General features: G+C 49.7%; 21 protein-coding genes and 1 tRNA gene. 13 read left to right on the forward strand and 9 right to left on the reverse strand.

Translation table 11 applies throughout. The features are described 5' to 3' along the window. Positions 1-136 precede the first annotated feature (136 nt). The 7 genes from JUB14_RS24140 to JUB14_RS24170 all read right to left on the reverse strand — a co-directional run bounded on the left by JUB14_RS24140 (position 137) and on the right by JUB14_RS24170 (position 6647). Positions 137-916 carry a sugar isomerase domain-containing protein gene (locus JUB14_RS24140; protein WP_207509432.1) on the reverse strand — a complete coding sequence of 260 codons (780 nt, stop codon included), beginning with the start codon at positions 914-916 and terminating at the stop codon, positions 137-139. A 43-nt stretch (positions 917-959) separates the two neighbouring features. Continuing rightward, positions 960-1748: a class D beta-lactamase gene (gene blaOXA / locus JUB14_RS24145; protein WP_207509433.1), complete on the reverse strand. Its 789-nt coding sequence runs from the start codon at positions 1746-1748 to the stop codon at positions 960-962. A gap of 17 nt (positions 1749-1765) precedes the next feature. Beyond that, entirely contained in the window at positions 1766-2458 is a 693-nt protein-coding gene (locus JUB14_RS24150; RefSeq protein WP_207509434.1) for a hypothetical protein, read from the reverse strand. A 136-nt stretch (positions 2459-2594) separates the two neighbouring features. After that, positions 2595-3494 carry an ROK family protein gene (locus JUB14_RS24155; RefSeq protein WP_207509435.1) on the reverse strand — a complete coding sequence of 300 codons (900 nt, stop codon included), beginning with the start codon at positions 3492-3494 and terminating at the stop codon, positions 2595-2597. Between the two features lie 19 nt (positions 3495-3513). After that, positions 3514-4305 (reverse strand): SDR family NAD(P)-dependent oxidoreductase, encoded by a 792-nt coding sequence (locus JUB14_RS24160; RefSeq protein WP_207509436.1) that lies wholly within the window; start codon positions 4303-4305, stop codon positions 3514-3516. Between the two features lie 107 nt (positions 4306-4412). Continuing rightward, entirely contained in the window at positions 4413-5654 is a 1242-nt protein-coding gene (gene clpX, locus JUB14_RS24165) for an ATP-dependent Clp protease ATP-binding subunit ClpX (protein WP_207509437.1), read from the reverse strand. Between the two features lie 318 nt (positions 5655-5972). Then, positions 5973-6647: a ClpP family protease gene (locus JUB14_RS24170; RefSeq protein WP_207509438.1), complete on the reverse strand. Its 675-nt coding sequence runs from the start codon at positions 6645-6647 to the stop codon at positions 5973-5975. Positions 6648-6869: 222 nt separating this feature from the next. Between JUB14_RS24170 and JUB14_RS24175 the strand changes: the two genes are divergently transcribed. Then, positions 6870-7247, forward strand: coding sequence for a helix-turn-helix domain-containing protein (locus JUB14_RS24175; RefSeq protein WP_207509439.1), 378 nt, complete (start codon positions 6870-6872; stop codon positions 7245-7247). 169 nt (positions 7248-7416) lie between these two features. Here the strand turns inward: JUB14_RS24175 and tig are convergent, their stop codons facing one another. Together tig and JUB14_RS24185 are read right to left on the reverse strand one after the other, a co-directional pair. Beyond that, positions 7417-8766 carry a trigger factor gene (tig, locus tag JUB14_RS24180; protein ID WP_207509440.1) on the reverse strand — a complete coding sequence of 450 codons (1350 nt, stop codon included), beginning with the start codon at positions 8764-8766 and terminating at the stop codon, positions 7417-7419. 266 nt (positions 8767-9032) lie between these two features. After that, positions 9033-9114 (reverse strand) — tRNA-Leu (locus tag JUB14_RS24185). 174 nt (positions 9115-9288) lie between these two features. On the opposite strand from JUB14_RS24185, the gene JUB14_RS24190 reads away from it, so the two are divergent. The 12 genes from JUB14_RS24190 (at position 9289) to JUB14_RS24245 (ending at position 23800) form a co-directional block, all read left to right on the forward strand. Next, on the forward strand, positions 9289-11550 hold the full coding sequence (locus JUB14_RS24190; RefSeq protein WP_207509441.1) for a RelA/SpoT family protein: 2262 nt from the start codon (positions 9289-9291) through the stop codon (positions 11548-11550). Between the two features lie 96 nt (positions 11551-11646). Then, positions 11647-12153: a Fur family transcriptional regulator gene (locus tag JUB14_RS24195; RefSeq protein ID WP_207509442.1), complete on the forward strand. Its 507-nt coding sequence runs from the start codon at positions 11647-11649 to the stop codon at positions 12151-12153. A gap of 141 nt (positions 12154-12294) precedes the next feature. Next, positions 12295-13590 carry an adenylosuccinate synthase gene (locus tag JUB14_RS24200; protein WP_207509443.1) on the forward strand — a complete coding sequence of 432 codons (1296 nt, stop codon included), beginning with the start codon at positions 12295-12297 and terminating at the stop codon, positions 13588-13590. Between the two features lie 128 nt (positions 13591-13718). Continuing rightward, the gene (locus JUB14_RS24205) at positions 13719-14909 is read left to right on the forward strand and encodes a glycosyltransferase (RefSeq protein ID WP_207509444.1); all 1191 of its coding nucleotides are present in this window, start codon (positions 13719-13721) and stop codon (positions 14907-14909) included. 192 nt (positions 14910-15101) lie between these two features. Then, positions 15102-16280 (forward strand): sulfite oxidase, encoded by a 1179-nt coding sequence (locus tag JUB14_RS24210; protein ID WP_207509445.1) that lies wholly within the window; start codon positions 15102-15104, stop codon positions 16278-16280. A 35-nt stretch (positions 16281-16315) separates the two neighbouring features. Further along, positions 16316-16732, forward strand: coding sequence for a hypothetical protein (locus tag JUB14_RS24215; protein WP_207509446.1), 417 nt, complete (start codon positions 16316-16318; stop codon positions 16730-16732). Next, positions 16732-17550: a hypothetical protein gene (locus JUB14_RS27800; protein WP_229368225.1), complete on the forward strand. Its 819-nt coding sequence runs from the start codon at positions 16732-16734 to the stop codon at positions 17548-17550. Before JUB14_RS24215 ends, JUB14_RS27800 begins: the two co-directional genes overlap by 1 nt. Positions 17551-17725: 175 nt before the next feature. Next, positions 17726-18883, forward strand: coding sequence for a hypothetical protein (locus JUB14_RS24225; protein ID WP_207509447.1), 1158 nt, complete (start codon positions 17726-17728; stop codon positions 18881-18883). Between the two features lie 84 nt (positions 18884-18967). Then, positions 18968-20356 carry a hypothetical protein gene (locus JUB14_RS24230; RefSeq protein ID WP_207509448.1) on the forward strand — a complete coding sequence of 463 codons (1389 nt, stop codon included), beginning with the start codon at positions 18968-18970 and terminating at the stop codon, positions 20354-20356. 121 nt (positions 20357-20477) lie between these two features. Then, positions 20478-20990 carry a GNAT family N-acetyltransferase gene (locus JUB14_RS24235; protein WP_207509449.1) on the forward strand — a complete coding sequence of 171 codons (513 nt, stop codon included), beginning with the start codon at positions 20478-20480 and terminating at the stop codon, positions 20988-20990. A gap of 63 nt (positions 20991-21053) precedes the next feature. Then, complete coding sequence (locus JUB14_RS24240; RefSeq protein ID WP_207509450.1) at positions 21054-21899, forward strand: MBL fold metallo-hydrolase; 846 nt, start codon at positions 21054-21056, stop codon at positions 21897-21899. 185 nt (positions 21900-22084) lie between these two features. Next, on the forward strand, positions 22085-23800 hold the full coding sequence (locus JUB14_RS24245) for an AMP-binding protein (RefSeq protein WP_207509451.1): 1716 nt from the start codon (positions 22085-22087) through the stop codon (positions 23798-23800). Positions 23801-23938: the final 138 nt, after the last annotated feature.

Raw genomic sequence — 23938 nt, forward strand, 5'->3', positions numbered from 1 at the left:
ATGGTGTTGTGGTAGAGGTGAGTGTGGCTTCTTCTGAATGGCTGTTTTATCGTCTTCGTGGTTACAAAACACAGTAGCTTTTTCTTGCTGTTGAAAAGTGCTAACAGCTAATAACTGCCAGCTAACAAGCTAAAAGCTACTTCCCTACGTTAGCGTACAGCCGGGCCAGGCGGTGGGCATGCTCATCGTAAGCAGCTTCGAACAGCTCTACGGCACGCTCAGGACCCACTACGACGCCGGCACTAAGTACCTTGGGTGGTTGCCCCGCCTCAGTCAGCAGGCGGGCTACTTCGGCTTTGATGCAGTTGACCAGTACGGCTCCTCCCAGGGTACTTCCGGGCGCTACGGGTGTATCCAGCCCCGGTACCTGTACCATGGCGTCGCCCACGGGAGCTCCAGTATCCAGCACCAGGTCCGCAAAGTCACTCAACTTTTTGCCGTCGGTCCGTTTGGAAGTACTCTGGTCGGAATGGTCTTTGGTGATCAGAGCTACCACCTTCACCCCACGCTGCTGGAATAGTTCTGCCATTTCGATGGGTACTACGTTGCAGCCGCTGGAAGAGATGACCAGCGCCGTGTCCAAATCCGATAGGTCAAAGTTGCGCAGGATGCGGTCGGCCAGTCCGGATACATTCTCCAGAAACATCGCCTGACGCTGGCCGTTGGCACCTACCACCAGGTTATGAAAAGTAAGCGATAGCTCTACGATAGGGTTGAAGCCGGGGAAAGAGCCGTAGCGGGGCCACATTTCCTCGACCATAATGCGGCTATGGCCACTCCCGAATACATGTACCATGCGTCCGGCCAGGATGGAGTCGGCAAACAAGCGGGCAGCCGTTTGAATTGAAGATTCCTGCTGCTCTATAGTATCGAGTAGGGAACGGCTCTTGGATAAGTACTGCTGAATAACGTTCATGCTAAAAAGGTAGTAAGGGTAGGGGTGAGGCCAGAGCAGCCTATTATAGTATGTTGAGGTCTTGCAGGATCTGGCGTGTAATGGTTTTTCGCTTGGGGCCAAAACTATCCATCTTCTGATCCAGAGGCTTGTAGATACGGGTAGCGAAGAAGTAGACATTCCCCTTCGACTCTACGTAACCCACGTACCAGCCAATGTCAGACGAGTCTACTTCTGCCCAACCGGTCTTGGCACGTAGGGTATAGGCAGGGGTACGCTCCTCTATCATGATTTCTTTCCCGATGCGGTAGGTCTGCTCACTGAACGGCAGCGACTGGGTATGTATCTTCTGTAAAAATTTAAGCTGCTCTTCAGGAGATATTTTCAGACTCGTTCCCAGCCAGAACTTCGTCAGTCCACCGCTTATATCCTGATTGCCGTAGTCCAGCTTCTTGAGGTAGCTCCTGTACTTGTCTTCCCCGATATGCCGGGCCAGCTCCTGATAAAACCACACCGTTGAATTCCTGTAAGCCATCTTCAGGTCGTTGTCTTCATTCCAGGCGGGTACCATACGCTGGGTGCCATCCCATTTAAGTACTTCGTTTTCGTCCCTGACGGCCTGTTCTTCCAGGGCAATAAAGGTATTGGGTATCTTGAAGGTCGAAGCAGGGGAGGTAGCTTTGCGGAATTCGCTGGTATTGGTAGTATAGTACTTCTTCTCATTAAGATTATAAAGACTGAAACTACCGGTTACACCCGCTTCCCGGAAGTACTTATCGTAAGGGAGTTGGGTCTGAGCGGAAGCCATTAGGCTGACCAGCGATAAGCCCGCTAGAACTAGTACATATTTCATGCGTAAGTACATTGCTTCTATTGTAGTTGTATTCCAAGTTCTGCTAAATGGGCCTTGAATGTAGATCTTTTTAATCCAGTGGGCATCTCCCTTTCGTACAGCAGTTGCAGGGCCCTTACATCAGCGGCAGGTATAACGGCCGGACTACTATCTAATAACTCAGCGCTCTCGAGGCTTGGAATGTTAAGTCTGCCCATTAGGTGCTCTTCATAGTAGTACCTTTTTGAGTGCCCACTTAACCCCAAGGCATGGCAGAACTCATGCCTTAGTACGGCGTTTCTTTTTCTGTTTTTCAAGAGTGGACTTAGATAGATCTTTACCTGCTTCATTTTATTCGTAAATAATGAAGAAGTAGGATCAACGAAGCCACGTACTTCTACTCCAAGGCCTTCGGCAGTCTTGATAGACTCAAATTCAGGTTCTGAATCAGGAAAGTGGACCTGCACATTTCCCTCCTCCTTAGTAAGTACTACCTTCGGGAAAGCTATGATCCTCGATAGTTCATCTACGACCTTAGCTACCTCTGCACTGTCTTGACGGCTACAGGAACCAGCTATGCTTACCCTTATGGTCTGGTCCCATTTCTTAATTTTATTTGGATATCCAAAACCGACATCTGCATAGTACAGAAGGTCTTCCTGTGAATACTTCTTCAGAAATAAAGGTGAGTCAATCCTGGTCTGACTATCAATAAAGAGGTAAAGTATCATGGATAGTACTCCTATGCGTAAGATCCAGAGTAGTGGTTTTAGCTTAGCTCTCACTGTAGTAAGGTCATAAGGGTAGGGCGTTACTCTTTTATTTCAAATAGTAAATAGCAATGTGCTTTTGCGGAGGCAACTAGTCTTACTTCCCACCATCTTTTTTTCTCAGTGCAAAACTAGCTGCGCCAATAGCGCCGGCCATGTCGCCAAACTGGGCCTGCACTACGGGTGTCTGCTTATCTCCCGGTCGCCATTCGTAGATATCCAGAAAGGAGCGGAGTGGCTCGAACAGGGCGTCGTCGGCCAGGGTAATGCCTCCGGCCAGTACAATGCGCTCCGGAGAGAAGGCATTGATCAGCGAGCTGAGGGCTATAGCCAGTGAGCGTACCGAATGGAGCCAGACATAAGTAGCAAAGTGGTCGCCCTTTCGGTAGGCTTCTACGAGTTCCCAGGTAGAGGTAAATCGATTACGGGAGCGCTTCGCTACGGAGTAGTTGCCGATGGCGTACTCCAGGCTACCGGGTATGCCTACGATGCTACACTCGTCGTCGCTGGTATTGAGGCACAGGTGTCCCAGGTGGCCCGCCATCTGGGACAGACCCTGGTAGAGTTCACCGTTTAGCAGGATACCTCCGCCTACGCCCGTGCCCAGGGTTAGCAGTACTACGTTGCGGTTATCACGGGCGGCGCCAAAGGCGGCTTCGGCCATGAGGGCAGCGTGGGCGTCATTGATGATATAAGTGGGGAGGCCGAAGTAGTCTCCCCATACATAATTTTCGAGGCCGTTGAGCCGGTTGGGCAGAAAGGCAATACAGCTGTTGGTGTCGTTGGGTAGTCCGGGAGCCGATAGGCCCACGGTACTGATGGGCTCCTGCCAGTAGTTCTGCAGGTATCTGACCATGTCCTTCACGTTTTCCCGCCATAGCCCCTGGGGATCATCGTGCGTAGGTATATAGTGCTGCTTCAGTACCTCCCCCGCTTCATCGATCAGGATACCTTTTATATTGGTACCTCCCAGGTCTATTCCTATGGCAACGCTCATGGTTCTGGTCCGTTATCCGTTATTGGTATTGGCCCTCGGTAAGTGCCCAGCCTCCATCCACCGTGAGTACCTGCCCGGTAGCAAACTTTGAATAGTCAGACATGAAGTAAATGGCTGCTCCGTCCAGATCGGAAGGCACCCCATTGCGTCCGCCATCCAGGGGTTGTTTCTGCTGTATAAATTTCAGGATATCATCATCCTTGGAGGCCCGCTGCGACATGGGGGTATCTACTAGGGCCGGTGCCAGCACATTGATCCGGATATTGTACTTGGCATAATAGGCAGCAGTCGACTTGGTAAACCCAATTACGGCCGACTTGGAGGCGGCGTAGGCATGGGTCGAGAAATAGTGAGGAGAAGGTGACTGCCCCAGTACTGAGCCTATATTCAGTATGGTACCTCCCCGGCCCATACCCATGAAAGCCTGGACGGCTGCCTGGTTGGAGAGCATCAGTGAGGTCATATTCATCTCGAACGTACGATTCCAGCCTTCCAGCGTAAGCTCGTGCAGGGGGCCATCTCCGTACTTGCGACCACTGCCACCCGCTACATGATAGAGCCCATCAAAACTACCAAACTCACGTACACACAATTGAATGGCCTCGAGGGCTGTCTGGGGCTGGGTAGCGTCACCCTGCTTAGCCCGTGCCTGACGTCCCAGCTCTACTTCGGCCATAAGACAGGTTTCAGGGTTACGACCAACCACTACTACGTTGGCTCCATGCTGCACAAAGGCCCGGGCCGCCGAAAGTCCCAGACCGGTAGTTCCACCGATAATGACAATAGATTTGTTGATTAGCCAGTTTTCCACGTTGTACTGTGTTTTTGAAATGAACGTCCAAAATAAGGAAAGTTTATCAAAAAAATACCCCCGCCCTTTTCACAAAGGCGGGGGTATCAGGTAAGATAGTAAGTGGATTAGGCCACCGAGCGCAGCAGCGACAGCGATGACTTCTCAAACTTAGCGCGGGCGTAATCAAGCGAGACCGTAAATTCTTTTACTTCCTTCATCGAAGGCAGCTCGAACATGGCATCGGTCATGATGGACTCACAGATGGCGCGCAAACCACGGGCACCCAGCTTGTAGGCATCGGCCTGGTCAACGATGTAGTCCATGACATCCTCCTCAAAATGCAGATCGATATCTTCCATCTTGAACAGCTTCTTGTACTGCTTCACCAGCGCGTTCTTAGGTTCCGTAAGGATACGCTTCAGCGTGTCGCGGTCCAGTGGGTTGAGGTGAGTCAGTACCGGCAGACGACCGATCAGCTCAGGGATCAGGCCGAATGACTTCAGGTCCTGCGCCGTTACGTACCGCATCAGGTTACCTTTATCAAAAATCTCAATGATGCGGTTGTCACCCGAGAATCCGATCGGGCGGGTATTGATCCGCTTGGCTATATGGCGCTCGATACCGTCAAATGCTCCACCGCAGATGAATAGGATGTTCTCCGTGTTCAACTGGATCATCTTCTGGTCCGGGTGCTTACGACCTCCCTGGGGTGGTACGTTTACTACCGAGCCTTCAAGCAGCTTCAGCAGAGCCTGCTGTACACCTTCGCCGCTTACATCGCGGGTAATGGATGGGTTGTCAGACTTGCGTGATATCTTATCAATTTCATCAATGTAAACAATCCCACGCTCGGCGGCTTCTACGTTGTAGTCAGCTGCCTGCAGCAGTCGGGTCAGGATGGTCTCGACGTCTTCTCCCACGTAACCGGCTTCGGTCACCGTAGTAGCATCGGCTATACAGAATGGCACCTGCAGTATACGAGCTATGGAACGGGCCAGGAAGGTCTTACCGGTACCGGTTTCGCCCACCATGATGATGTTGGACTTTTCAATCATGACATCATCGTCCAGTACGGGCTGGTTAAGACGCTTGTAGTGGTTATATACCGCAACGGCCAGCGTACGCTTGGCCTCGTCCTGTCCGATTACGTATTGTTCCAGAAACTGTTTCATCTCCACCGGCGTAACCAGGTTGAGCTTCGGCAGCTTCGGTTTCTTTTCTTTCTTTTCTTTTGGATTAAGCTCATCCATCACCACCTGATGCCCCTGCGTAATACAATTATTACAGATGTGGGCATCTATTCCCGAAAGTAACAGTTCGACTTCGTTTTTTCGGCGTCCGCAGAACGAACAACTTACTTGTGCCATTTTATCAGTTTATATAATAGAATAATTAGAGTCAGGTATTATAGTACTTGTGTGAGCGTAGGCTCTGTCAGCACATGATAGTACAACTATTTGTCCTGTTAGCTGTAATGTGTATTTCAGAAAAAGAAGCTTCCCGGGAAATACCTTTTTCTTGTATGATTGGAGTATTACCCCAGTCCTTCCGGAAAAGTTTCGTAAAGTTCCGGTTTTTTAGGCGGCTAACCAAGTCTGCCTGGTACCGTAGAATAAAAAAACCTGTAAGGTTCATAAAGATACCTTACAGGTTGGATACAGAAAGGCTCACGCCCCTGGTACTTTTTATTTATCGCGGGTAAGGATCTCGTCGATCAGGCCGTACTCCTTGGCTTCGCCGGAGCGGAACCACTTATCACGATCAGAGTCTTTTTCGATAGTCTCCTTGCTTTGACCGGTGTGGTCAGCCAGGATCTGGTATAGCTCATCACGAAGTTTAATAATCTCACGGGCGGTGATCTCAATATCGGTAGACTGTCCCTGTGCTCCACCCGAAGGCTGGTGAATCATAACCCGGGCGTGGGGTAGGGCTGCCCGCTTACCGGCGGCTCCACCGGCCAGCAGTACCGCACCCATCGAAGCTGCGAGGCTGGTACATACTGTAGCTACGTCAGGACGTACGTACTGCATTGTATCATAAATACCCAGACCGGCATATACCGACCCGCCGGGGCTGTTGATATACATCAGGATGTCTTTCTTAGGGTCTGCCGATTCCAGGAACAGCAACTGGGCTACAATGATGTTAGCGATGTTATCATCAACGCCGGTACCCATAAAAATAATACGATCAGCCATCAGACGGGAGAATACATCCACCTCGCGGAAGTTCATAGGACGCTCTTCAATAACGGCGCGGGTCATGTTTTCGACAGTGTGCTTTACGTAACCGTCCACGGTAAGGCCATTCATGCCCATGTGGTGTACGGCGTATTTTCTAAATTCGTCTCCGTGGTTCATTAGTATTGAATTAATTATTTTGAAAATGACAAGTTGAAAATAAGTGTTAATAAAAACAACTAAAACCGGGAAGAGTTAGTTTGGCTGAATGTTCCGTGGCTAAGAGTTGTTCTACACAAAAATGCTCATTCATCCAGATTTTCCTTGTCGCTTAGACTGATAAATAGTCGGGTAAATCGATAAGGCTGGATTACTACATAATCATTCAGGAAGGAAACGGCTATGAAAACAATTGAAAATCTACCCGAGCGACTGCGCCAGCTACGCCTACAAAAGGAATTCTCGCAGGAAAATATGGCTGATATGCTGGGAATATCCACGACGGCTTACGGAGATATAGAGCGGGGGCGTACGGAGCTGACGCTGTCGCGTCTGGAAAAAATTGCGCGGGTACTGGAGGTGTCCCTGCCGGACCTGCTGGGACTATCGGCTACTACGCTTACCGAAACAGAGTGGCTCCGCCGGGAAAACCAGCGACTCAATGTAGAGAATTCCCGGCTTCGCCAGGCACTGGACCAGTGGCAGCGGAAGTTTCAGGAGTGGGTGGCGGCGGCTCTGGTTCGTAAAGCCCAGGAAAGCCGCGAACGGATTGGATTCTGAGGAAGGTTGGTAGCTGTTAGCTTATTCTGATTGGTGTGTTTTACAGCTAGGGGATTAGAAGTCTGGACAGCGTGTAAAGACACTTTTTAAATAGCGAAAGACCGAAGCATTGCTCCGGCCTTTCGCTTATATAATGAAGTAGTTGTTCAGCTAAAAGCCTACCGCCTACTTACTCTGCTTTATCTTCGCCGCGGGCGATACGCTCAAACTCGCTTACTTCGATCGTTTTCTCTTCGGTAGCGATCTGATCACGAACTACGTCAAGTACTTTGTTGTCAAATACCTGATTGAACACGTTCGAGTAGTTGTCGCGCTCCTTGTCAGCCAGGTATCCGGCAGCAATGCGGTCGATGGTTTCGTTCATGCTGTCGTCATCACCGTACATACCAAACTGGCCACGTACCATGTTGCGGGTATACTCGAGTAGCTCGGGGTACTCTACTTTGATACCATGGGCTTCAGCGATCTTATTTTTGATCAGGCTCAGCTTCAGTGATTTTTCGAAATCAGCGAACTGCTCTTCGATCTGCTCACGGGTAAATTTGCCTTCGTTGCTGCGCTCGAGCCAGTCTTTCAGGAAGTCGGCTGGCAGGTCAATTGAGATATTGCTTACCAGAGCTTGCTCCATATCGCGACGGAGTAGAGCTTCGGCTTCGCGCTCGTAGTTGCCCTTGATGATTTCAAGAACTTTCTCGCGGAACTGCTCCTCGCTCTCCACCTGACCAGGGCCCAGTACCTTATCGAAGAACTCCTGGTTCAGCTCGGCAGGAGCTGAGCGGGTGATATCCTCAACAACAAATGTAAACTCACCTGACAATTGATCGATATCTTCCTTCTTCTTACCGGTTACGTGGGCAATGGCCGAAGAGTCATTGAACGTATTCTGGATATCGAAAGTAAGAGTATCTTCTTTCTTAACACCTATGAACTTAGGCAGGCTCTCTGCATTAAGTTGCTTGGTAGGGATGGCCGTCTTGGTCGAGAACTCCGAAGACTCCTGCTTCAGCTCACCGTACAGCATATCACCTTCTTCTGAAGTTTCAGGGTGGGCGCTGTCCGCAAAACGCTCACGCAGGTTGGTCAGGGTACTTTCCAGCTCCTGCTCATCCGCGTTGATCGTGTAGTGAGGTACTGCCGCAATATTGGTGAAGTCTACTTCAAAGTCAGTAGCCAGACCTAATTCATACACAAATTCAAAATCAGTTTGCTTATCCCAGTCAATACTGGCAGCCTGCTCACGGTTAGGCAGGGGATCGCCTACTACCTGAAGCTTATTATCACGGATATAGTCGCTCACGGCATGGCTCAGCATGTGGTTGACCTCATCCACCAGGATGCTCTTACCGTACATACGGTTGATGACATGCGAAGGTACCTTGCCGGGACGGAAACCTTTCAGATTTACACGCTTAGAGTAATCTTTGATGGTTTTATCAACCTTAGGCTGGTAGTCTTCCTTGGTAAGCTTCACTCTGAGCGAAGCCGTGGTCGGCGAGCTCTTCTCTAACAGAACTTCCATTGGTTATTTATGCAGTTATATTAAAATAATAATCCTTAATTCCAGTTACAAACACGCAGACCGGCAGCTTCAGTCCTTGTACTCATCCTCCGGGTATTACTTTTTACATGTAGTACAGAAGGAGGAGCTTTTTTCAAATAGGTAAAATGAAAAAGCCCTCAAAACAAAGGGTCCTGAGGGCTTTTGACGGGTGTGCTACGGAGCTATTCGGTTCTAATAACAACTTAATAGTAGGGAATTAAAGCCCCGTCTACCCCATTTTTAAGTACGGGCGGAGGGAATCGAACCCCCACGCCTTGCGGCACTAGATCCTAAGTCTAGCACGTCTACCAGTTCCGCCACGCCCGCGTTTTTCAATCGTTTCCTGATAGCAGGATGATTGATTTGGGAGTGCAAAGGTAAAAACATATTTAGAAATGATCCTAATTTTTTCTAAAATTTTAGTGTTAAAAAAAATGCTATTGTAATCCGTGAGGTAATTCGTTATTTTGGTAGAGAGTTTTTTAGAAACAAAATGTAGATGTGGAAGCTATTGTGATTGATCTCGAGCAGGAGCGTAAAGAGATACTTAAAAGATATCGTAAGCTGTTACGTACAGCTAAGCCATTTCTTAAAGACAACGATGCTAAGCTAATAAAGAAAGCCTATAATACCTCCGTTGAAGCCCACAAGGAAATGCGTAGGCGTTCGGGGGAGCCTTATATATACCATCCGCTGGCCGTAGCGCAGATAGTAGTGGAGGAAATTGGCCTGGGTACCACCGGAATCGTATCGGCTCTGCTACATGACGTGGTAGAGGATACCGATATGACCATTGATGATATCGAGCGGTTATTTGGAAAGAAAGTAGGGCAGATCATCGATGGATTGACTAAGATTTCCGGGAAGTTTGAGTACGGTTCTTCACAGCAGGCCGAAAACTTCCGGAAAATGCTGCTCACCCTGTCGGATGATGTACGGGTAATACTTATCAAGCTGGCTGACCGCCTGCACAACATGCGCACGCTGGACAGTATGCCGCGTGACAAGCAGCTGAAGATAGCCTCAGAAACTATATTTATATATGCTCCCCTGGCGCACCGCCTGGGGTTGTATGCCATCAAGTCCGAACTTGAGGACTTGTACCTTAAGTACGCCGAACCGGATGCCTACCGGGCCGTAGCCCGCAAGCTACGCGAGACCAAGAGTACCCGTGACCGCTTTATTGCCCGTTTTACTGAGCCGATAGAGCATGACCTGAATGAGGCCGGATTTAAATACGTGATCAAAGGGCGCCCTAAGTCCATCTATTCCATCTGGAACAAGATGCGCAAGCAGAATAAGCCTTTTGAAGAAATCTACGACCTGTTCGCAATCCGTATCATTCTGGATTCTCCCTCTGAGTTTGAACGCGAAAAAGCACTTTGCTGGCAGGCGTACTCGATAGTTACAGACCACTACAAGCCCAACCCGGACCGCCTCAAGGACTGGATCAGTACCCCCCGGGCCAACGGATACCAGTCACTGCATTCGACCGTTATGAGCAAGACGGGCCAGTGGGTGGAGGTACAGGTAAGGACGGTGCGAATGGACGAAATTGCCGAAAAAGGATACGCTGCCCACTGGAAGTACAAGGGGAACAACACCAGCGTACGCGGCAATATTGAGATGTGGATTAACCAGGTCCGCGAAACACTCGAAAACGGACTGGGCGATAAAACAGCAGCCATTGAGTTCCTGGACGAGTTTCGCAGCAACCTGTTTACGGAGGAGGTATTTGTATTTACACCCAAGGGAGAGCTGAAAGTACTTCAGCGGGGCGCTACCGCCCTGGACTTTGCCTTTGATATTCACTCCGAGGTGGGTGCACGCTGTATGGCTGCGAAGGTAGGAGGTACATTAGTACCTATCAGCTATGTCCTGAGTAACGGCGATCAGGTAGAGATCATCACCTCCAATAAACAGAAACCCAACGAGGACTGGCTCCGGATCGTAGTCACCTCCAAGGCGAGGGGCCGTATCAAGGAGTACCTTAAGGAGGAGAGTCGCCGTTACGAAACAGACGGGCGGCAGATGGCGGAGAAAAAGCTGAAGACCCTTGGTATAGAAGTAAACCATGAGGTGATCAACCAGCTTCGGGCTTTCTTTGAGTGTAAAACGCCAATGGATTTCTTCTACCGGATCGGAAAGGGGTATATCCATCTGGATGAACTCAAGAAGTTCAAGAAATATAAAGAGGCCAAAGACCGTAAGACCAAGATCAGTACCGATGAGATCACGGACGGAAAGACCTTTACCAAGATACTTAAGAATATCCATGGTGACCAGGCCGACAGTGATACACTGCTGATCGGGGAGGATATGGATAAGATTGACTATAAGCTGGCGGCCTGTTGTAACCCTATTGCCGGGGATGATGTATTCGGCTTTGTGACTATCAACGAAGGGATCAAGATTCACCGTACTACCTGCCCTAACGCCGTGGAACTGATGTCAAAGCATGGGAACCGTGTTATAAAGGCTAAATGGAAGTCGCAGAAGGAGGAGGCTTTTCTGGCGGGGCTGCGTATTACCGGTACCGACCGGATGGGACTGGTGAACGACGTAACCCGGATTATTTCTAATGAACTACATATAAATATGCGGGGCATCACCATCGATACTAAAGATGGTGTATTTGAAGGAGATATCCGACTGTACGTGCAGGATACCAAGCACCTGGATATGCTCATTAACAAGCTGGACCGGGTAGATGGTGTTTTTAAGGTACAGCGCTTTGACGCCAACCTCAACGTCGTACCCTGATAATGAACCGCCAATATGCAAAAGACGTTATGGATTATTAGACTTTCTGTGATTTAAGTCTAAAAACCACGTAATTTGCACCTGATTTTTGAAGCTATGCCACAAGCACGTAAAGCCAATCTGGATGCCGCCAAAAAAATATTGACGGCACACCTTGAAAATAAGGGGCTCCGAAAGACTCCGGAGCGCTTCGCGATACTGGAAGAAATCTATACCCGCGAAGACCACTTCGATGTGGATGAGCTGTATATCAGCATGAAGAATAAAAAGTATCGTGTAAGCCGCGCTACTGTATATAATACGCTGGATGTACTGGTGGACTGTGATCTGGTAACCAAGCATCAGTTTGGTAGAAATCTCGCGCAGTACGAAAAATCCTATGGATTCAAGCAGCATGACCATCTGATATGTACCGAATGCCATAAGGTAATGGAGTTCTGTGATCCGCGTATCCAGTCTATTCAGAACATGGTAGGGGAGATGCTGCACTTCAACGTTGTACATCACTCCCTTATATTTTATGGAAGCTGTACCCGCTCCAATTGCGAAAACAAGAAGGATATTCCCGAAGAAGAAGCAATGGGACAGGAAACAGAAGACTAAGTCGCTTATACACTCATCAACACTATTCTATACTGATTCTCCAACATAACTTATATCTATGCGACGCAGATAAGCACCGGTAAAGTGTGCCCTGGAGCCGCATGCTCCTGTCCGCGTCCTGTACTTAAAACTTGATAGTGAATGAAAGTTGACGTATTACTTGGTCTTCAATGGGGAGACGAGGGAAAAGGTAAAATAGTAGATGTACTGGCTCCCCAGTACCAGGTGGTGGCCCGTTTTCAGGGAGGACCCAACGCCGGCCATACCTTGGAATTTGATGGTTTTAAGCATGTACTGCACCAGATTCCCTCGGGTATTTTCCGTACTGATATTCAAAATATTATAGGTAATGGAGTTGTATTGGACCCTATTATATTCCGTAAGGAAATCGAAGGATTAGCGAAGTTCAACCTGGAACTGAAGAAGAATCTGCAGGTGTCCAAAAAAGCATCGCTGATATTACCTACGCACCGCCTGCTCGATGCTGCCTACGAAAGTGCTAAGGGAGAATCCAAGATCGGTTCTACCCTGAAAGGAATCGGACCTACCTATTCAGATAAGGTTTCCCGTCAGGGACTACGGGTAGGTGATATTCTTTCGGCTCGTTTTCAGGAGAAGTACCAGAAGCTGGTGGATGCCCACAAGGTAATCCTCGACTTCCATAAGTTTGATTATAGCGAACTACTGCCACAGGCTGAAGCTGACTTCTTCGCGGCGGTTGAGTTCATGAAGGAGTTTTCGCTGGTAGAGAGTGAATACGTAGTAAACGAGGCCCTGGCAAAAGGTAAGAATGTACTGGCCGAGGGAGCTCAGGGATCACTATTGGATATTGATTTTGGTTCATATCCTTTCGTAACCAGCTCTAACACCATGACCGCCGGTGCCTGTACGGGACTGGGTGTATCACCTCGTCAGATCGGAGAGGTATACGGTATATTCAAGGCCTACTGTACCCGCGTCGGAAGCGGACCTTTCCCAACGGAGCTACTCGAGGAGACAGGGGAGCGTATGCGTCAGGAAGGCCGTGAGTTTGGCTCTACCACCGGTCGTCCGCGCCGTTGTGGATGGCTGGATCTGCCCGCGCTTAAGTACGCTATCATGATCAATGGTGTTACCCAGCTGGTCATGATGAAGGTAGATGTACTTAATATCTTTGATACTATACGGGTATGTACACAGTACCGCCTGTCTGATGGAACTGTTACGGAGCAGCTACCCTACGACCTGTGTGACGCGGATGTTGAACCTATCTACCGTGACTTTGCAGGCTGGCAGCAGTCCCTGGAGAATATCCATAGCTTTGATGAGCTCCCAGCCGCACTCGCAGCCTATGTGGAGTTCCTGGAAAACGAACTGCAGCTTCCTATACGCTTTATATCTACCGGCCCTGACCGGGAGGCACTTATTCATCGCGAAGCGGCCAAACTGGTAGGCTAACCGATATCTTCTACTCTGGGTTTATGCAAAAAGTATAAACCCAGAGTACTTATTTTCAGTTTATGTTCACAGGGCCTCCACGGGTTTCATACCCAAGCTAATGCACTGGTATGGCTGAACGCAGCAGCATGAAACTACTGATATTTGATACCATACTGAATGGACATCATTCTGACTATATTTCCTGTCTGATTGATTACTGGTATAGCAATCAGCTCCCCGGACAGCTCTACGTCGTAACTCCCAAAGGACTTTCTAATTCTCTTCCCGCCGACTATTCGGCTTCTTCCCGACTTACTTTTATTGAGATTCCTGATCAGGAGCTGCACCAGGCACAGCATGCCTCAAGGCTGAACCGTGCCTTTGCAGAGTGGAACCTGTATGTCAAGTATGCCGAGCAGATTCGCCCTACTCACGCTATGCTCATGTACTTTGATCTCTTCCAACTGGGTGTGTGGCTAGGTAAGAAGTCCCCCTGTCCGGTATCAGGTATTTATTTTCGCCCCAGCTTTCATTATGGTATGACCGCTTCGCTGAAAGAAAAAGTGGTGGTACTACGGAAGAAGTGGCTGCTCAAAGGGGTACTTACTAGTAAAGAGCTTAAGAATTTATTCTGCCTGGATAAATCCTCCGTCCCGGTTATACAGCAGATGGCGCCGAAGGTAAAGGTACTGCCACTTAGTGATCCGGTCAGGAGGTACGAGGTATCAGCGGGTGAGGTATCCGCTCTAAGACAATCATTGGGAGTGGAAGACAACCGCAAAGTCTTCCTGTTATTTGGATATCTGGATGATCGGAAAGGGATAGAGCCGGTACTGGATGCTATTGGTCAGCTTTCTGAAGAGGAAAGTGCTAGACTTACCCTGATTCTGGCAGGACCTATTACGAAAGAGTACCGGTCAATAATAGATGCCCATATTGCATCTTTCAGGACCAATGCACAGATAATCTGTCACTACAAAGAAATTAAAGGCGCTCCGATACAGGCTCTGTTTGAAATGTCGGATTTTGTGCTGACGCTCTACCAGAAGCACGTAGGCATGAGCTCTATCGTCATTAGAGCCGCCCTGTCCGAAAAGCCGCTTATCTCTTCTGACTTTGGCTACATGGGCTCTCTCGTAAAAGAAGAAAATCTGGGGGTGGCGGTCAACTCAGAGTCAGCAGAAACAATCAGTAATGCCTTCCGTCAGGCCCTCAATGGTACTATTACTGGCTCCCGGACAGCTATGCGAAATCTGGCCGAGCAGAATACCTCACACACCTTTGCTCAGCAGATCATCGAAGCCATCGCTGAGAACACGGCTACGGCTGCGCACTAAATAGGTCTTTACTGGATTGCATCTTCAGCAGGAAGAACCAACCTTTGGGTATCGTTTTGGTAGCTATATACGTTTAACTATTAGGCAATATTTCCTAACTTTGAGTAGTGACCATCTAAATCCTTCCTTACAGTGTCTTTTAATTCGTACTTCAATCGTCGTGGATTTCTAAAGAAAAGTACCCTGACTGCTATGACTGCTGCCTTAGGTACAGAGATTGCGTTTGCCGATAAGCTTCCCAACGGCTATGTGCCGCTGGTATTTGATGAAAAGGATGCTCTGAAAGGCAAGCATAAGGACCTGATTGTACTGAGCGACCGGCCCTGGAACGTAGAAACCCCGGTACATCTGCTGGATGATAAAGTGACCCCTGTTGAGAAGATGTTTATCCGGAACAATGGTCTGGTACCTGAAAGCGTGGATGTAGCAAAATGGACCTTAACCATAGATGGGGAATCAGCAAAGAAAGCTAAAAGCTATACGCTGGATGAGCTGAAGAAGAAGTTTAAACAATATACTTACCAGCTTACCCTTGAGTGTGGTGGCAACGGACGGTCGGGCTATACCCCTGTCGCTTCGGGCAACCAGTGGGGCGATGGCGCGGTACACTGTGCCGAGTGGACCGGCGTACGCCTGAAAGATATACTGGCGGATGTAGGCGTGAAGGATGATGCCGTGTACATCGGGTACTATGGAAAAGACCTGCACCCCAGCCGCGACCCTAATAAGTCGGCTATTTCAAGAGGAGTACCTATTAAGAAAGCCCTGGAAGACGAAACCCTCATTGCCTGGGCAGTTAATGGTCAGCCCATTCCAGAATTCCATGGATACCCGTTGCGCCTGGTAATTGGTGGATGGCCGGCGTCAGTATCAGGCAAGTGGCTGCACCGGATCGCTGTTCGTAACAAGGTACACGACGGAGCCAAAATGGATGGACACAGCTACCGGGTTCCGCGTCATCCTGTACAGCCGGGTGAGCAACTCGCCGAGACGGATGAGAATTACAAAATCATAGAGTCAATGCCGGTGAAGTCGATGATTACGTTCCCAAAGTCGGGAGCTATGATACCGGAGGGGCAAAAACTATCTCTGCGCGGGCATACCTGGGCGGGGGACCGGCAGGTCAAGGCCATGCAGGTGTCTATTGATTACGGTGCTACCTGGCAGCCCTGCAAGCTGGCGGCTCCGGTTAATAGGCTAGCCTGGCAGCATTGGTCAGCTGACGTGCAGTTTCCGGGAAAAGGCTACTACGAAGTATGGGCTCGCGCCACGGATGATAAAGACGTAACACAGCCCATGGTGATACCAGCCTGGAACCCCGGCGGGTACCTCAACAACGCCTGCCAGCGTATAGCAGTGAAGGTGGGGTGAGGAGATAACAGGTAGATGCATTAATCAGAGAAGCTATGAAACAACGTGGGACTATTCTGCTGGGAATACTTACAATGACTTTATTCCTGCTGGGCGCTTTTCGCCAGCATATATATACAAGCCATTCTATCCCGGCCACTGAATTGGCAGTAGCGGGTGATACCTTAAAAAAAGATCCGGATACGGGACTGGTGGTAGACGAAAATCTGATGATGGTGAAGGCACAGTGTACCAGTTGCCATTCGCCCAAACTAATTAGCCAGAATCGCTTTACCCGTGATGGCTGGCGGCAGAAGATACGCTGGATGCAGGCTAATCATAACCTGTGGGACTTGGGCGATACCGAGAAGGTAGTGCTGGACTACCTGGAAAAGTACTACGCTCCCACGCAAATCTACTCGCGCCGTGCTCCGCTGACTAACATAGAGTGGTATCCGCTAAAACAGAAGTAATGAGTAACAACTCCGCGTTTTATAAAGCTTTATTCCAATACGATACGCTGTTCAGGGTAGAGGAGGATCTTTCTATGCTGAAAGTACCTTCATTACCTGCTGAGCCTGAAAGAGATTTAACACCTGCTCCCCCAGTGGAAGCTATCAGTGTGGAAGCTCCCGGAGTGGAAACTCCCGGAGTGGAAACTCCCGGAGTGGAAACTCCCGGAGTGGAAACTCCCGGAGTGGAAGCTCCCGGAGTGGAAACTTCGCAAGTAGCTACTTCCCAAGCCGAAATGTCCGGAGTGGGAACTCCCAGAGTGGATGCTCCCCGAGTGGAAGTGCCTCAAGTTGTATCTCTTAATGTCGAGGCACCAGTTGAAGCCAAAGCACCTGCCATGGCACCTCCACAGCCCGTAGCTCCCCCTCCACCGGTGGTGACTGTACCAACTGTACCTTTTCCGGCGCTCAAGCACAAGGTACTTGTTCTCGTCGATGAGCCTAATCAGCCCGATATGCTGCCTTCGGAGTACATACTGCTATCCAATATCCTGAAAGCCGTAGGACATTCGATCGACGAGGCCGATATCGTCAATCTTAGCTATATACCTTCGGCGGATGCCCGTAGCGTGTTTGCCGACAAGCTTACCAACCACTTCATTACGTTTGGGGTGCCGCTGATCAAGCTGCAGCTTGACCTGCTCCTGCCGCCTTACACCCCCAAACAGGTGGAAGGTATCTGGTTCCTGCTGGCTGATCCGCTAGCCGTCATTGATGCGGATAAAGCCCTGAAAAAACGTCTCTGGCTCGCCCTTCAGAAAATGTTTGCAGTGAGTTGAGGGGGAAGCAAATATTCACCAGCTATCACAATATTTTTGTTTCTTTAGATGTTTTGGAAGATAATCGTGCAGTGATTGTTGGTCATGATCTATGCTTCTCTGGAAGCTATTAGTAATCAGGCTGATAAGCTCGGTTAGAGTAATCGTTTAGTCATACACAGTACTACTATATTATATGGCCACTATTTGGAAGCGTATCACAAACCTATTCGGCTCGTCCAAGCCCGGCGATCTGGATTACTATGATGAGGAGGCCGAGCCGGGTGGAGAACCCGCTACGCCAGTGGCTGCTGTAAGCGCTACACCAGAAGCGGTAGAGTCGCCGAAATCTCATGCTACCACCTTGCAGACACAGATAGAAAATACATCTCCTGAGCTCCAACCAGATATGGTACTTCATAAGATGGAAGTACCTACCATGGAGATCCCGTACTGGCTCGAGGACGAGGATACACTCCGCGACGAGGGGGTACTGTTCGGACTGTCGGAGTCGGAGCCTACCGAAAAAACCGAAATCATTAACAACTACTTTGCCCACCTGGCTGCTGACTATGAGCGTGCTATTGAGCAGCAAAATGAGCGGGTGCAGGAGCTGAACCTGTTTATAGGACAGAAGGAAAACCGGATCGAGGAGCTGCAGTTCAAGCTCAAGCAACTGGAAGAGAGTAAGCCCGGTGGTGAGCATAACCTGCCCCGTACGCTGGTAGGTCTGGCTCTGTCAATAGCTATGTGCGTAGGTAACTACTACCTGATTGAGGAAACGCTGCGCCCCAACTTTGCTACCAGCTCTTTCATAGCTCTGGGCGTATTCCTGGCGGGTATGTTCAACCTGTTCGGAGGTATATCACTGTTTCACGATGCCGATTCTAATGTCACGCGCCGTCGCCTGCTCGAAGAGGTAGGGATGCCCTTTGCAGCGGCCTTGTTTGTGCTGGCGCAGGCCTGGCAGCACCAGGTCTGGTGGCAGGCGGTGTCGTTGTTCATCTTTGTATTCTTCCTGTTCCTTTTTGCCGGTAAGCTATTCCTGAGCAACATTACCGTACTGCGCAATGATCTGCGGGTGTGGCTGGGAGTGAAGCGCGAGCGCATTGAAGCTACCGATCATTCTGAATCATGGGAAGATGAAATTACCCGCCTACGTGGTGAAATAGACGAACTGCGTGTACAAAAATGGCAGGTACTTAAGCAGCAGGGCGAAGCCGAAACCGAATGCGACCGCCTCTACGCCCGTCGGGACATGCTCGTGAAATTATTTGAAAGCGAGTTTTATCTGGCCCGCCGGATGAAAGGCCGCCTGACTGATCGTCAGCTGCGGGAGATACGCGGGCAGTAGCCTGATAAGGTATCGGTCTGGTACCTAAGGCGGAATTTCAATTGACAATTAAATGTTAGTTAGTAATTAACATAAAGAATCTAGATGGAGGATCAACATCCAAATCAACAGCCCGACTACCAGCACGGCTATACGAGCGGTATAGAGGGGATAGATCGTCAGGTGTACGAAGCGTACCTGTCGAGCAAAGTTAGCCATGAGTGGGTAACGGAGCGTCTGGAGGAGAAGCGGGGTGACCTGGGACGACTAGATGGCCGAAAGCAGGATACCATTGCTCAGCGGAAGGCTGCTTTTGATCGCCTGCAGGACCAGCTCATGGGACTGAACCAGACCGCACGGCGGGTCAAAGAGCTGGAGGATACCATCAGCGAAGCCGACCAGCGGACCCAGGCCCTGCGCGAAAAGCGTGAAAAAGCAGCAGGTGACTACTCTCTCATCGCGGGGGTTATATTCCTGGCGGCCGGTATATCTTTTATCCTGGGTGACCTGATTATTTCACACGAGATTGTAGCCTACGCGCTCAACATCCGTAACTCTACGGAGGCCTGGGCCTTTGCGATCGGTCTGGCGATGGTATCAGTACTACTGAAGCCGGCCTATGATCGTCTGATTGAAGGACCTTATCAGAATGATGATTCACCTAAGGCCAAGAAGCGCTACGGTCGCTTTAAAGTAATATTAGCGGTATTTGCGGTGATCACTCTGACGGTACTGGGTTGGTTCCGCTACGAAGCGTACAGGACTGATAAGCTAAAGGAGGCTATTAACAAGTCGATCAAAAATCTGCAGCTTAATGCCGTGGATCCGCTGACCGGAGCTCCCATCAACAGCCCCGAGCTTACTAACAAAATAGAGCAGGCGCTGCGTGACTCCGATAACCTGAACCTGAACCTGGTCAATAGCCCCTGGGCGCTACTATCGTTTGTACTGAGTGGAGTCTTGTTTGCCATAGCCGGTGCCGTATCACTCGGGATGGCTCTGCCGGTACTGCAGAGCTACTGGTACCGCTGGTTACAGATCGACCCGAATCTGTGGCGACTGAAGCGTCGCCGGAAGCGGGTACTTAAAGAGCTGGCCGCTCAGGAAAAAATATTGGCGCAGCAGATGGTTCAGAAAAACATCATGGAGAACGATCTGTCTATACTACCTACGCTGGACCAGTTGAAAGAAGAAGAGCAGCAGCTCCGGGCTGAGATCGAACAGTTGGAAGAAGAGCGCAAGCTAGCCTTTACCGACAGCCGTATCCAGTCGTATAGCGATGGGTACCTGCGTGGCGAAGTAGCCCGTAATATCATGACAGAGGAGGAGTTTGAGCAGTGGCGTAACAGCCACCTGACCGTGTCGAACCTGGCACTCAGAGCCAGATCCAATGCTACCGACCGCGCTGTACCCCGTACGCGCAGTACCGGTATGCGTCCGCATCAGGCTATTCGCAAGGCCATAACCGACCGTTTTGATCAGGATAATCAGTAGCATTGATTAGCAGGTAATTATATAATACGATACGAGTATACTCCCCGTGCTACTGGACCTAATAGTCTGTCAGCACGGGGAATTTTTATATATTGACCCCAAATATTAAAGTAGTAAAGCAATGATAGAGACTCCCCACTTACGCCTGATACCTTGTGATGATACTATATTCGAGGCTATCAAGATGGGTAACAATGTACTGGGCCGTGTACTGGGAGCTAATGTTCCTAAGAGATGGACCAGCTACCGGGAAGTATTTACCCCCTCGTTTCATCGGTGGAAGACACACCCTCCCCTGCGCGACTGGTGGACGCATCTGGTCCTGTACGTACCGGATAATATGCTGATCGGTTCGTGTGGATATAAAGGGGAGCCCGACGCGGAAGGTGTCGTAGAAATAGGCTATGAGATCCGACCTTCGCACCGGGAGCGGGGCCTGGCTACAGAAGTGGCCAAAGGATTGGTGGATCATGCCTTTGCCCACGACTTAGTACGTAAGGTTATCGCCCATACATTGGCCGAAGAAAGCCCCTCCACGAGTATACTGAAGAAGGTGGGATTTGAGCGTACCGGCGATATACAGGACCCTGATGATGGGTTGTTATGGCGCTGGGAGCTCCTTAAGCAGGGTTAGATTCCCATTTAAAAGAGCTTTTACTGATAAATTTCTCCTCTATATCCTGATCTGCTACAACTAATGACCCTGATCCCGGCTTACCAGAAAGATGACGTACTACTGGCGGATATTCAGCGGACCCGGTCCGGGGAGAAAGGGTTTCGGGTGTGGTGGCTGGGCCAGAGTGGCTTCCTGCTGCAGTGGCAGGGGCGGCACTTGCTGTTTGACCCCTATCTTTCTGATTCACTCACGAAGAAGTACGCGACTACCGATAAGCCCCACGTACGCATGAGTGAGCTGGTCATTGATCCGGCCCGGCTGGACTTTCTGGATGTCGTTACAAGTAGCCACAACCATACCGATCACCTGGATGCCGAAACCCTGCAGCCTATTCTGGCTCGTAATCCGGGTATCCAACTAGTTATACCCGAGGCCAACCGACTATTTGTAGCTGAGCGTCTAGGGTGTGATGAGGTATTTCCGGTTGGCATGAATGATGAGCCGGTAAAGGAGATAGCAGGTTTTCGTTTTTATGGAATACCCGCCGCGCATAACGAACTGGAGCGCGACCAGGCGGGGCAGTGCAGGTACATGGGCTATGTGGTAGAGTTCGGCCCTTATCGGGTGTACCATAGTGGTGATACCCTCTGGTACGATGGATTGGCTGAATTACTGACTCCTTTCAGGGTAGATGTAGCTTTTCTGCCGATCAATGGTAATAAGCCGGAGCGGCGTGTAGCGGGTAATCTGAGTGCGGAAGAAGCGGCCCGACTGGGGCGAACCATCGGAGCCAGGTACGTAGTCCCCCACCACTACCACCTGTTTACATTCAATACCGAAGATCCGGCGCGCTTTGCTGAGGCGGCAGAGAGCCACCATACGCCCTATCGGATACTACTAATTGGTGAAGGTATGGAGGTACTATAAGAGGAACGTGATTAATCATGCAATGGGCGGGGAATAGTTATTTTAGAGGAGAAGCGTAGGTAAATCCAGAAACAGGAGAGTATTATTACTGGTAAGAAATAGCATATATCCAATATTTTTTTAACTTCAAGCATTATTAATCGTTCTAAAAGAAAATCAGTAACTATCATATTCAGAAGAGACCTATGTCAAATCTAACCTCTGAAACCTATCCCTGGCTGAAATACTATCCCGAAGGAGTACCCTATGAAATAAATCCGGATGCGTATCCTTCTCTCATACAAATGATGGAGGAAGGCTTCTCAAAATTTACCAGTCATCCGGCTTATTCTAACATGGGGAAGGAGATCACCTTCGGCGAAGTAGATCGTCTGTCGCGCGACTTTGCTGCTTATCTCCAGAGCCTGGGCCTTATGCAGGGAGATCGCATTGCGATTCAGATGCCTAATCTGCTGCAGTATCCCATTGCTATGTTTGGTGCGCTGCGGGCGGGCCTTACGATTGTTAATACCAACCCACTCTATACGCCGCGGGAGATGCTGCACCAGTTCAAAGACTCCGGTGCTAAGGCTATCGTGATACTGGCTAACTTTGGCAGTAACCTCGAAAAGATACTGGCTGATACCAACATTGAGCATATCATCATTACCGAGATTGGTGACCGGCTGGGCTTCCCTAAAAAATTGATCGTAAACGCGGTAGTGAAGTACATCAAGAAGATGGTACCGGCCTACAATCTGCCAACCGCAGTAGCCTTCAATGATGCCTTAGCCAAAGGAGCCGGCGCAACCTACACACGTCCGCAGGTGTCTAACCAGGACCTGGCCTTTATACAGTATACGGGCGGTACAACGGGGGTCTCCAAAGGAGCCATGCTAACTCACCGTAACCTCATCGCTAATGTAGAGGCTAATAATGCTTGGCTCAAGCCACTGATTGATGTGGACGGAGGCGATCTCAATCCGATCATTGTAGCGGCACTACCACTGTACCACGTGTATGCCCTTACGGTCAATGCTCTGTTTGCGCTCAAGAGCGGGGCTATGAACCTGCTGATTACCAATCCGCGTGATCTGAATGCCTTTATTGATGACCTCAAGAAGTACAGGGTCACTATGTTTACCGGGGTTAACACGCTGTACAACGGCCTGCTCAACCACCCCCGCCTCAAGGAGGTTGATTTTTCTAAACTTAAAGTTACCTCGGCCGGAGGTATGGCTCTGCAGAAAGTAGTAGCAGAGCGCTGGCGCGACGCGACAGGGTGCCTACCCGCCGAAGGTTACGGCTTGTCAGAAACCTCACCGGTACTATCGTCCAATCCCCTGGTTGGTGAAAACCGGGTAGGTACTATCGGAATACCCTGGCCTAGTACCGAAATTCGTATTCTGCGAGATGATAATACCTGGGCTGATGTAGGAGAATCCGGTGAAGTATGCGCCAAAGGTCCGCAGGTGATGCTTGGGTACTATAACCGTCCCGACGAAACAGCGGCAGTAATCTTTGAAGAGGAGAGTGGGCGCTGGTTCAAGACCGGAGATATCGGTATTCGTGATGCGGATGGCTTCTTCCGGATCGTTGATCGTAAGAAGGATATGATCCTGGTATCGGGCTTCAACGTATATCCCAATGAGATAGAAGATGTGATGGCTAAGTGTCCTGGTGTACTGGAGGTAGCCTGTGTGGGGGTACCCGACGAGAAAACCGGGGAAGCTGTAAAAATATATGTGGTAAAGAAAGATCCAGAGCTAACCATTGACAAGATCAAGAGCTATTGCCGCGAAAATCTCACGGCCTATAAGTGTCCCAAAAAGATAGAGTTTCGGGATGAGTTACCCAAGACCAACGTAGGAAAGATCCTGCGTAGGGCGCTACGGGATGAGGATGTGGTAAAAGCAAAGTAGATAAGGCTGTTGTGTAGATGAAATACAGGATTGACTAATAGCCTGGACAACGATATGACTGTCTGATGGGGTGTGAGTAGTAATAGCCTGTCCGGAAGCGCATAGTTCCATTTCAATGGATTATGCGCTTCCGAATTT

It is taken from the genome of Telluribacter humicola, from assembly GCF_017355935.1.
GTDB lineage: Bacteria > Bacteroidota > Bacteroidia > Cytophagales > Spirosomataceae > Telluribacter > Telluribacter humicola.

Excerpts from the sequence above, each read along its gene's own strand:
- JUB14_RS24155 (WP_207509435.1), bottom strand. The coding sequence starts at position 3,494 with ATGAGCGTTGCCATAGGAATAGACCTGGGAGGTACCAATATAAAAGGT.
- JUB14_RS24235 (WP_207509449.1), top strand. The coding sequence starts at position 20,478 with ATGATAGAGACTCCCCACTTACGCCTGATACCTTGTGATGATACTATA.
- JUB14_RS24150 (WP_207509434.1), bottom strand. The coding sequence starts at position 2,458 with ATGATACTTTACCTCTTTATTGATAGTCAGACCAGGATTGACTCACCT.
- JUB14_RS24205 (WP_207509444.1), top strand. The coding sequence starts at position 13,719 with ATGAAACTACTGATATTTGATACCATACTGAATGGACATCATTCTGAC.
- tig (WP_207509440.1), bottom strand. The coding sequence starts at position 8,766 with ATGGAAGTTCTGTTAGAGAAGAGCTCGCCGACCACGGCTTCGCTCAGA.
- JUB14_RS24210 (WP_207509445.1), top strand. The coding sequence starts at position 15,102 with ATGACTGCTGCCTTAGGTACAGAGATTGCGTTTGCCGATAAGCTTCCC.
- blaOXA (WP_207509433.1), bottom strand. The coding sequence starts at position 1,748 with ATGAAATATGTACTAGTTCTAGCGGGCTTATCGCTGGTCAGCCTAATG.
- clpX (WP_207509437.1), bottom strand. The coding sequence starts at position 5,654 with ATGGCACAAGTAAGTTGTTCGTTCTGCGGACGCCGAAAAAACGAAGTC.
- JUB14_RS24195 (WP_207509442.1), top strand. The coding sequence starts at position 11,647 with ATGCCACAAGCACGTAAAGCCAATCTGGATGCCGCCAAAAAAATATTG.
- JUB14_RS24200 (WP_207509443.1), top strand. The coding sequence starts at position 12,295 with ATGAAAGTTGACGTATTACTTGGTCTTCAATGGGGAGACGAGGGAAAA.
- JUB14_RS24240 (WP_207509450.1), top strand. The coding sequence starts at position 21,054 with ATGACCCTGATCCCGGCTTACCAGAAAGATGACGTACTACTGGCGGAT.
- JUB14_RS24175 (WP_207509439.1), top strand. The coding sequence starts at position 6,870 with ATGAAAACAATTGAAAATCTACCCGAGCGACTGCGCCAGCTACGCCTA.
- JUB14_RS24170 (WP_207509438.1), bottom strand. The coding sequence starts at position 6,647 with ATGAACCACGGAGACGAATTTAGAAAATACGCCGTACACCACATGGGC.
- JUB14_RS24230 (WP_207509448.1), top strand. The coding sequence starts at position 18,968 with ATGGAGGATCAACATCCAAATCAACAGCCCGACTACCAGCACGGCTAT.
- JUB14_RS27800 (WP_229368225.1), top strand. The coding sequence starts at position 16,732 with ATGAGTAACAACTCCGCGTTTTATAAAGCTTTATTCCAATACGATACG.
- JUB14_RS24245 (WP_207509451.1), top strand. The coding sequence starts at position 22,085 with ATGTCAAATCTAACCTCTGAAACCTATCCCTGGCTGAAATACTATCCC.
- JUB14_RS24215 (WP_207509446.1), top strand. The coding sequence starts at position 16,316 with ATGAAACAACGTGGGACTATTCTGCTGGGAATACTTACAATGACTTTA.
- JUB14_RS24225 (WP_207509447.1), top strand. The coding sequence starts at position 17,726 with ATGGCCACTATTTGGAAGCGTATCACAAACCTATTCGGCTCGTCCAAG.
- JUB14_RS24140 (WP_207509432.1), bottom strand. The coding sequence starts at position 916 with ATGAACGTTATTCAGCAGTACTTATCCAAGAGCCGTTCCCTACTCGAT.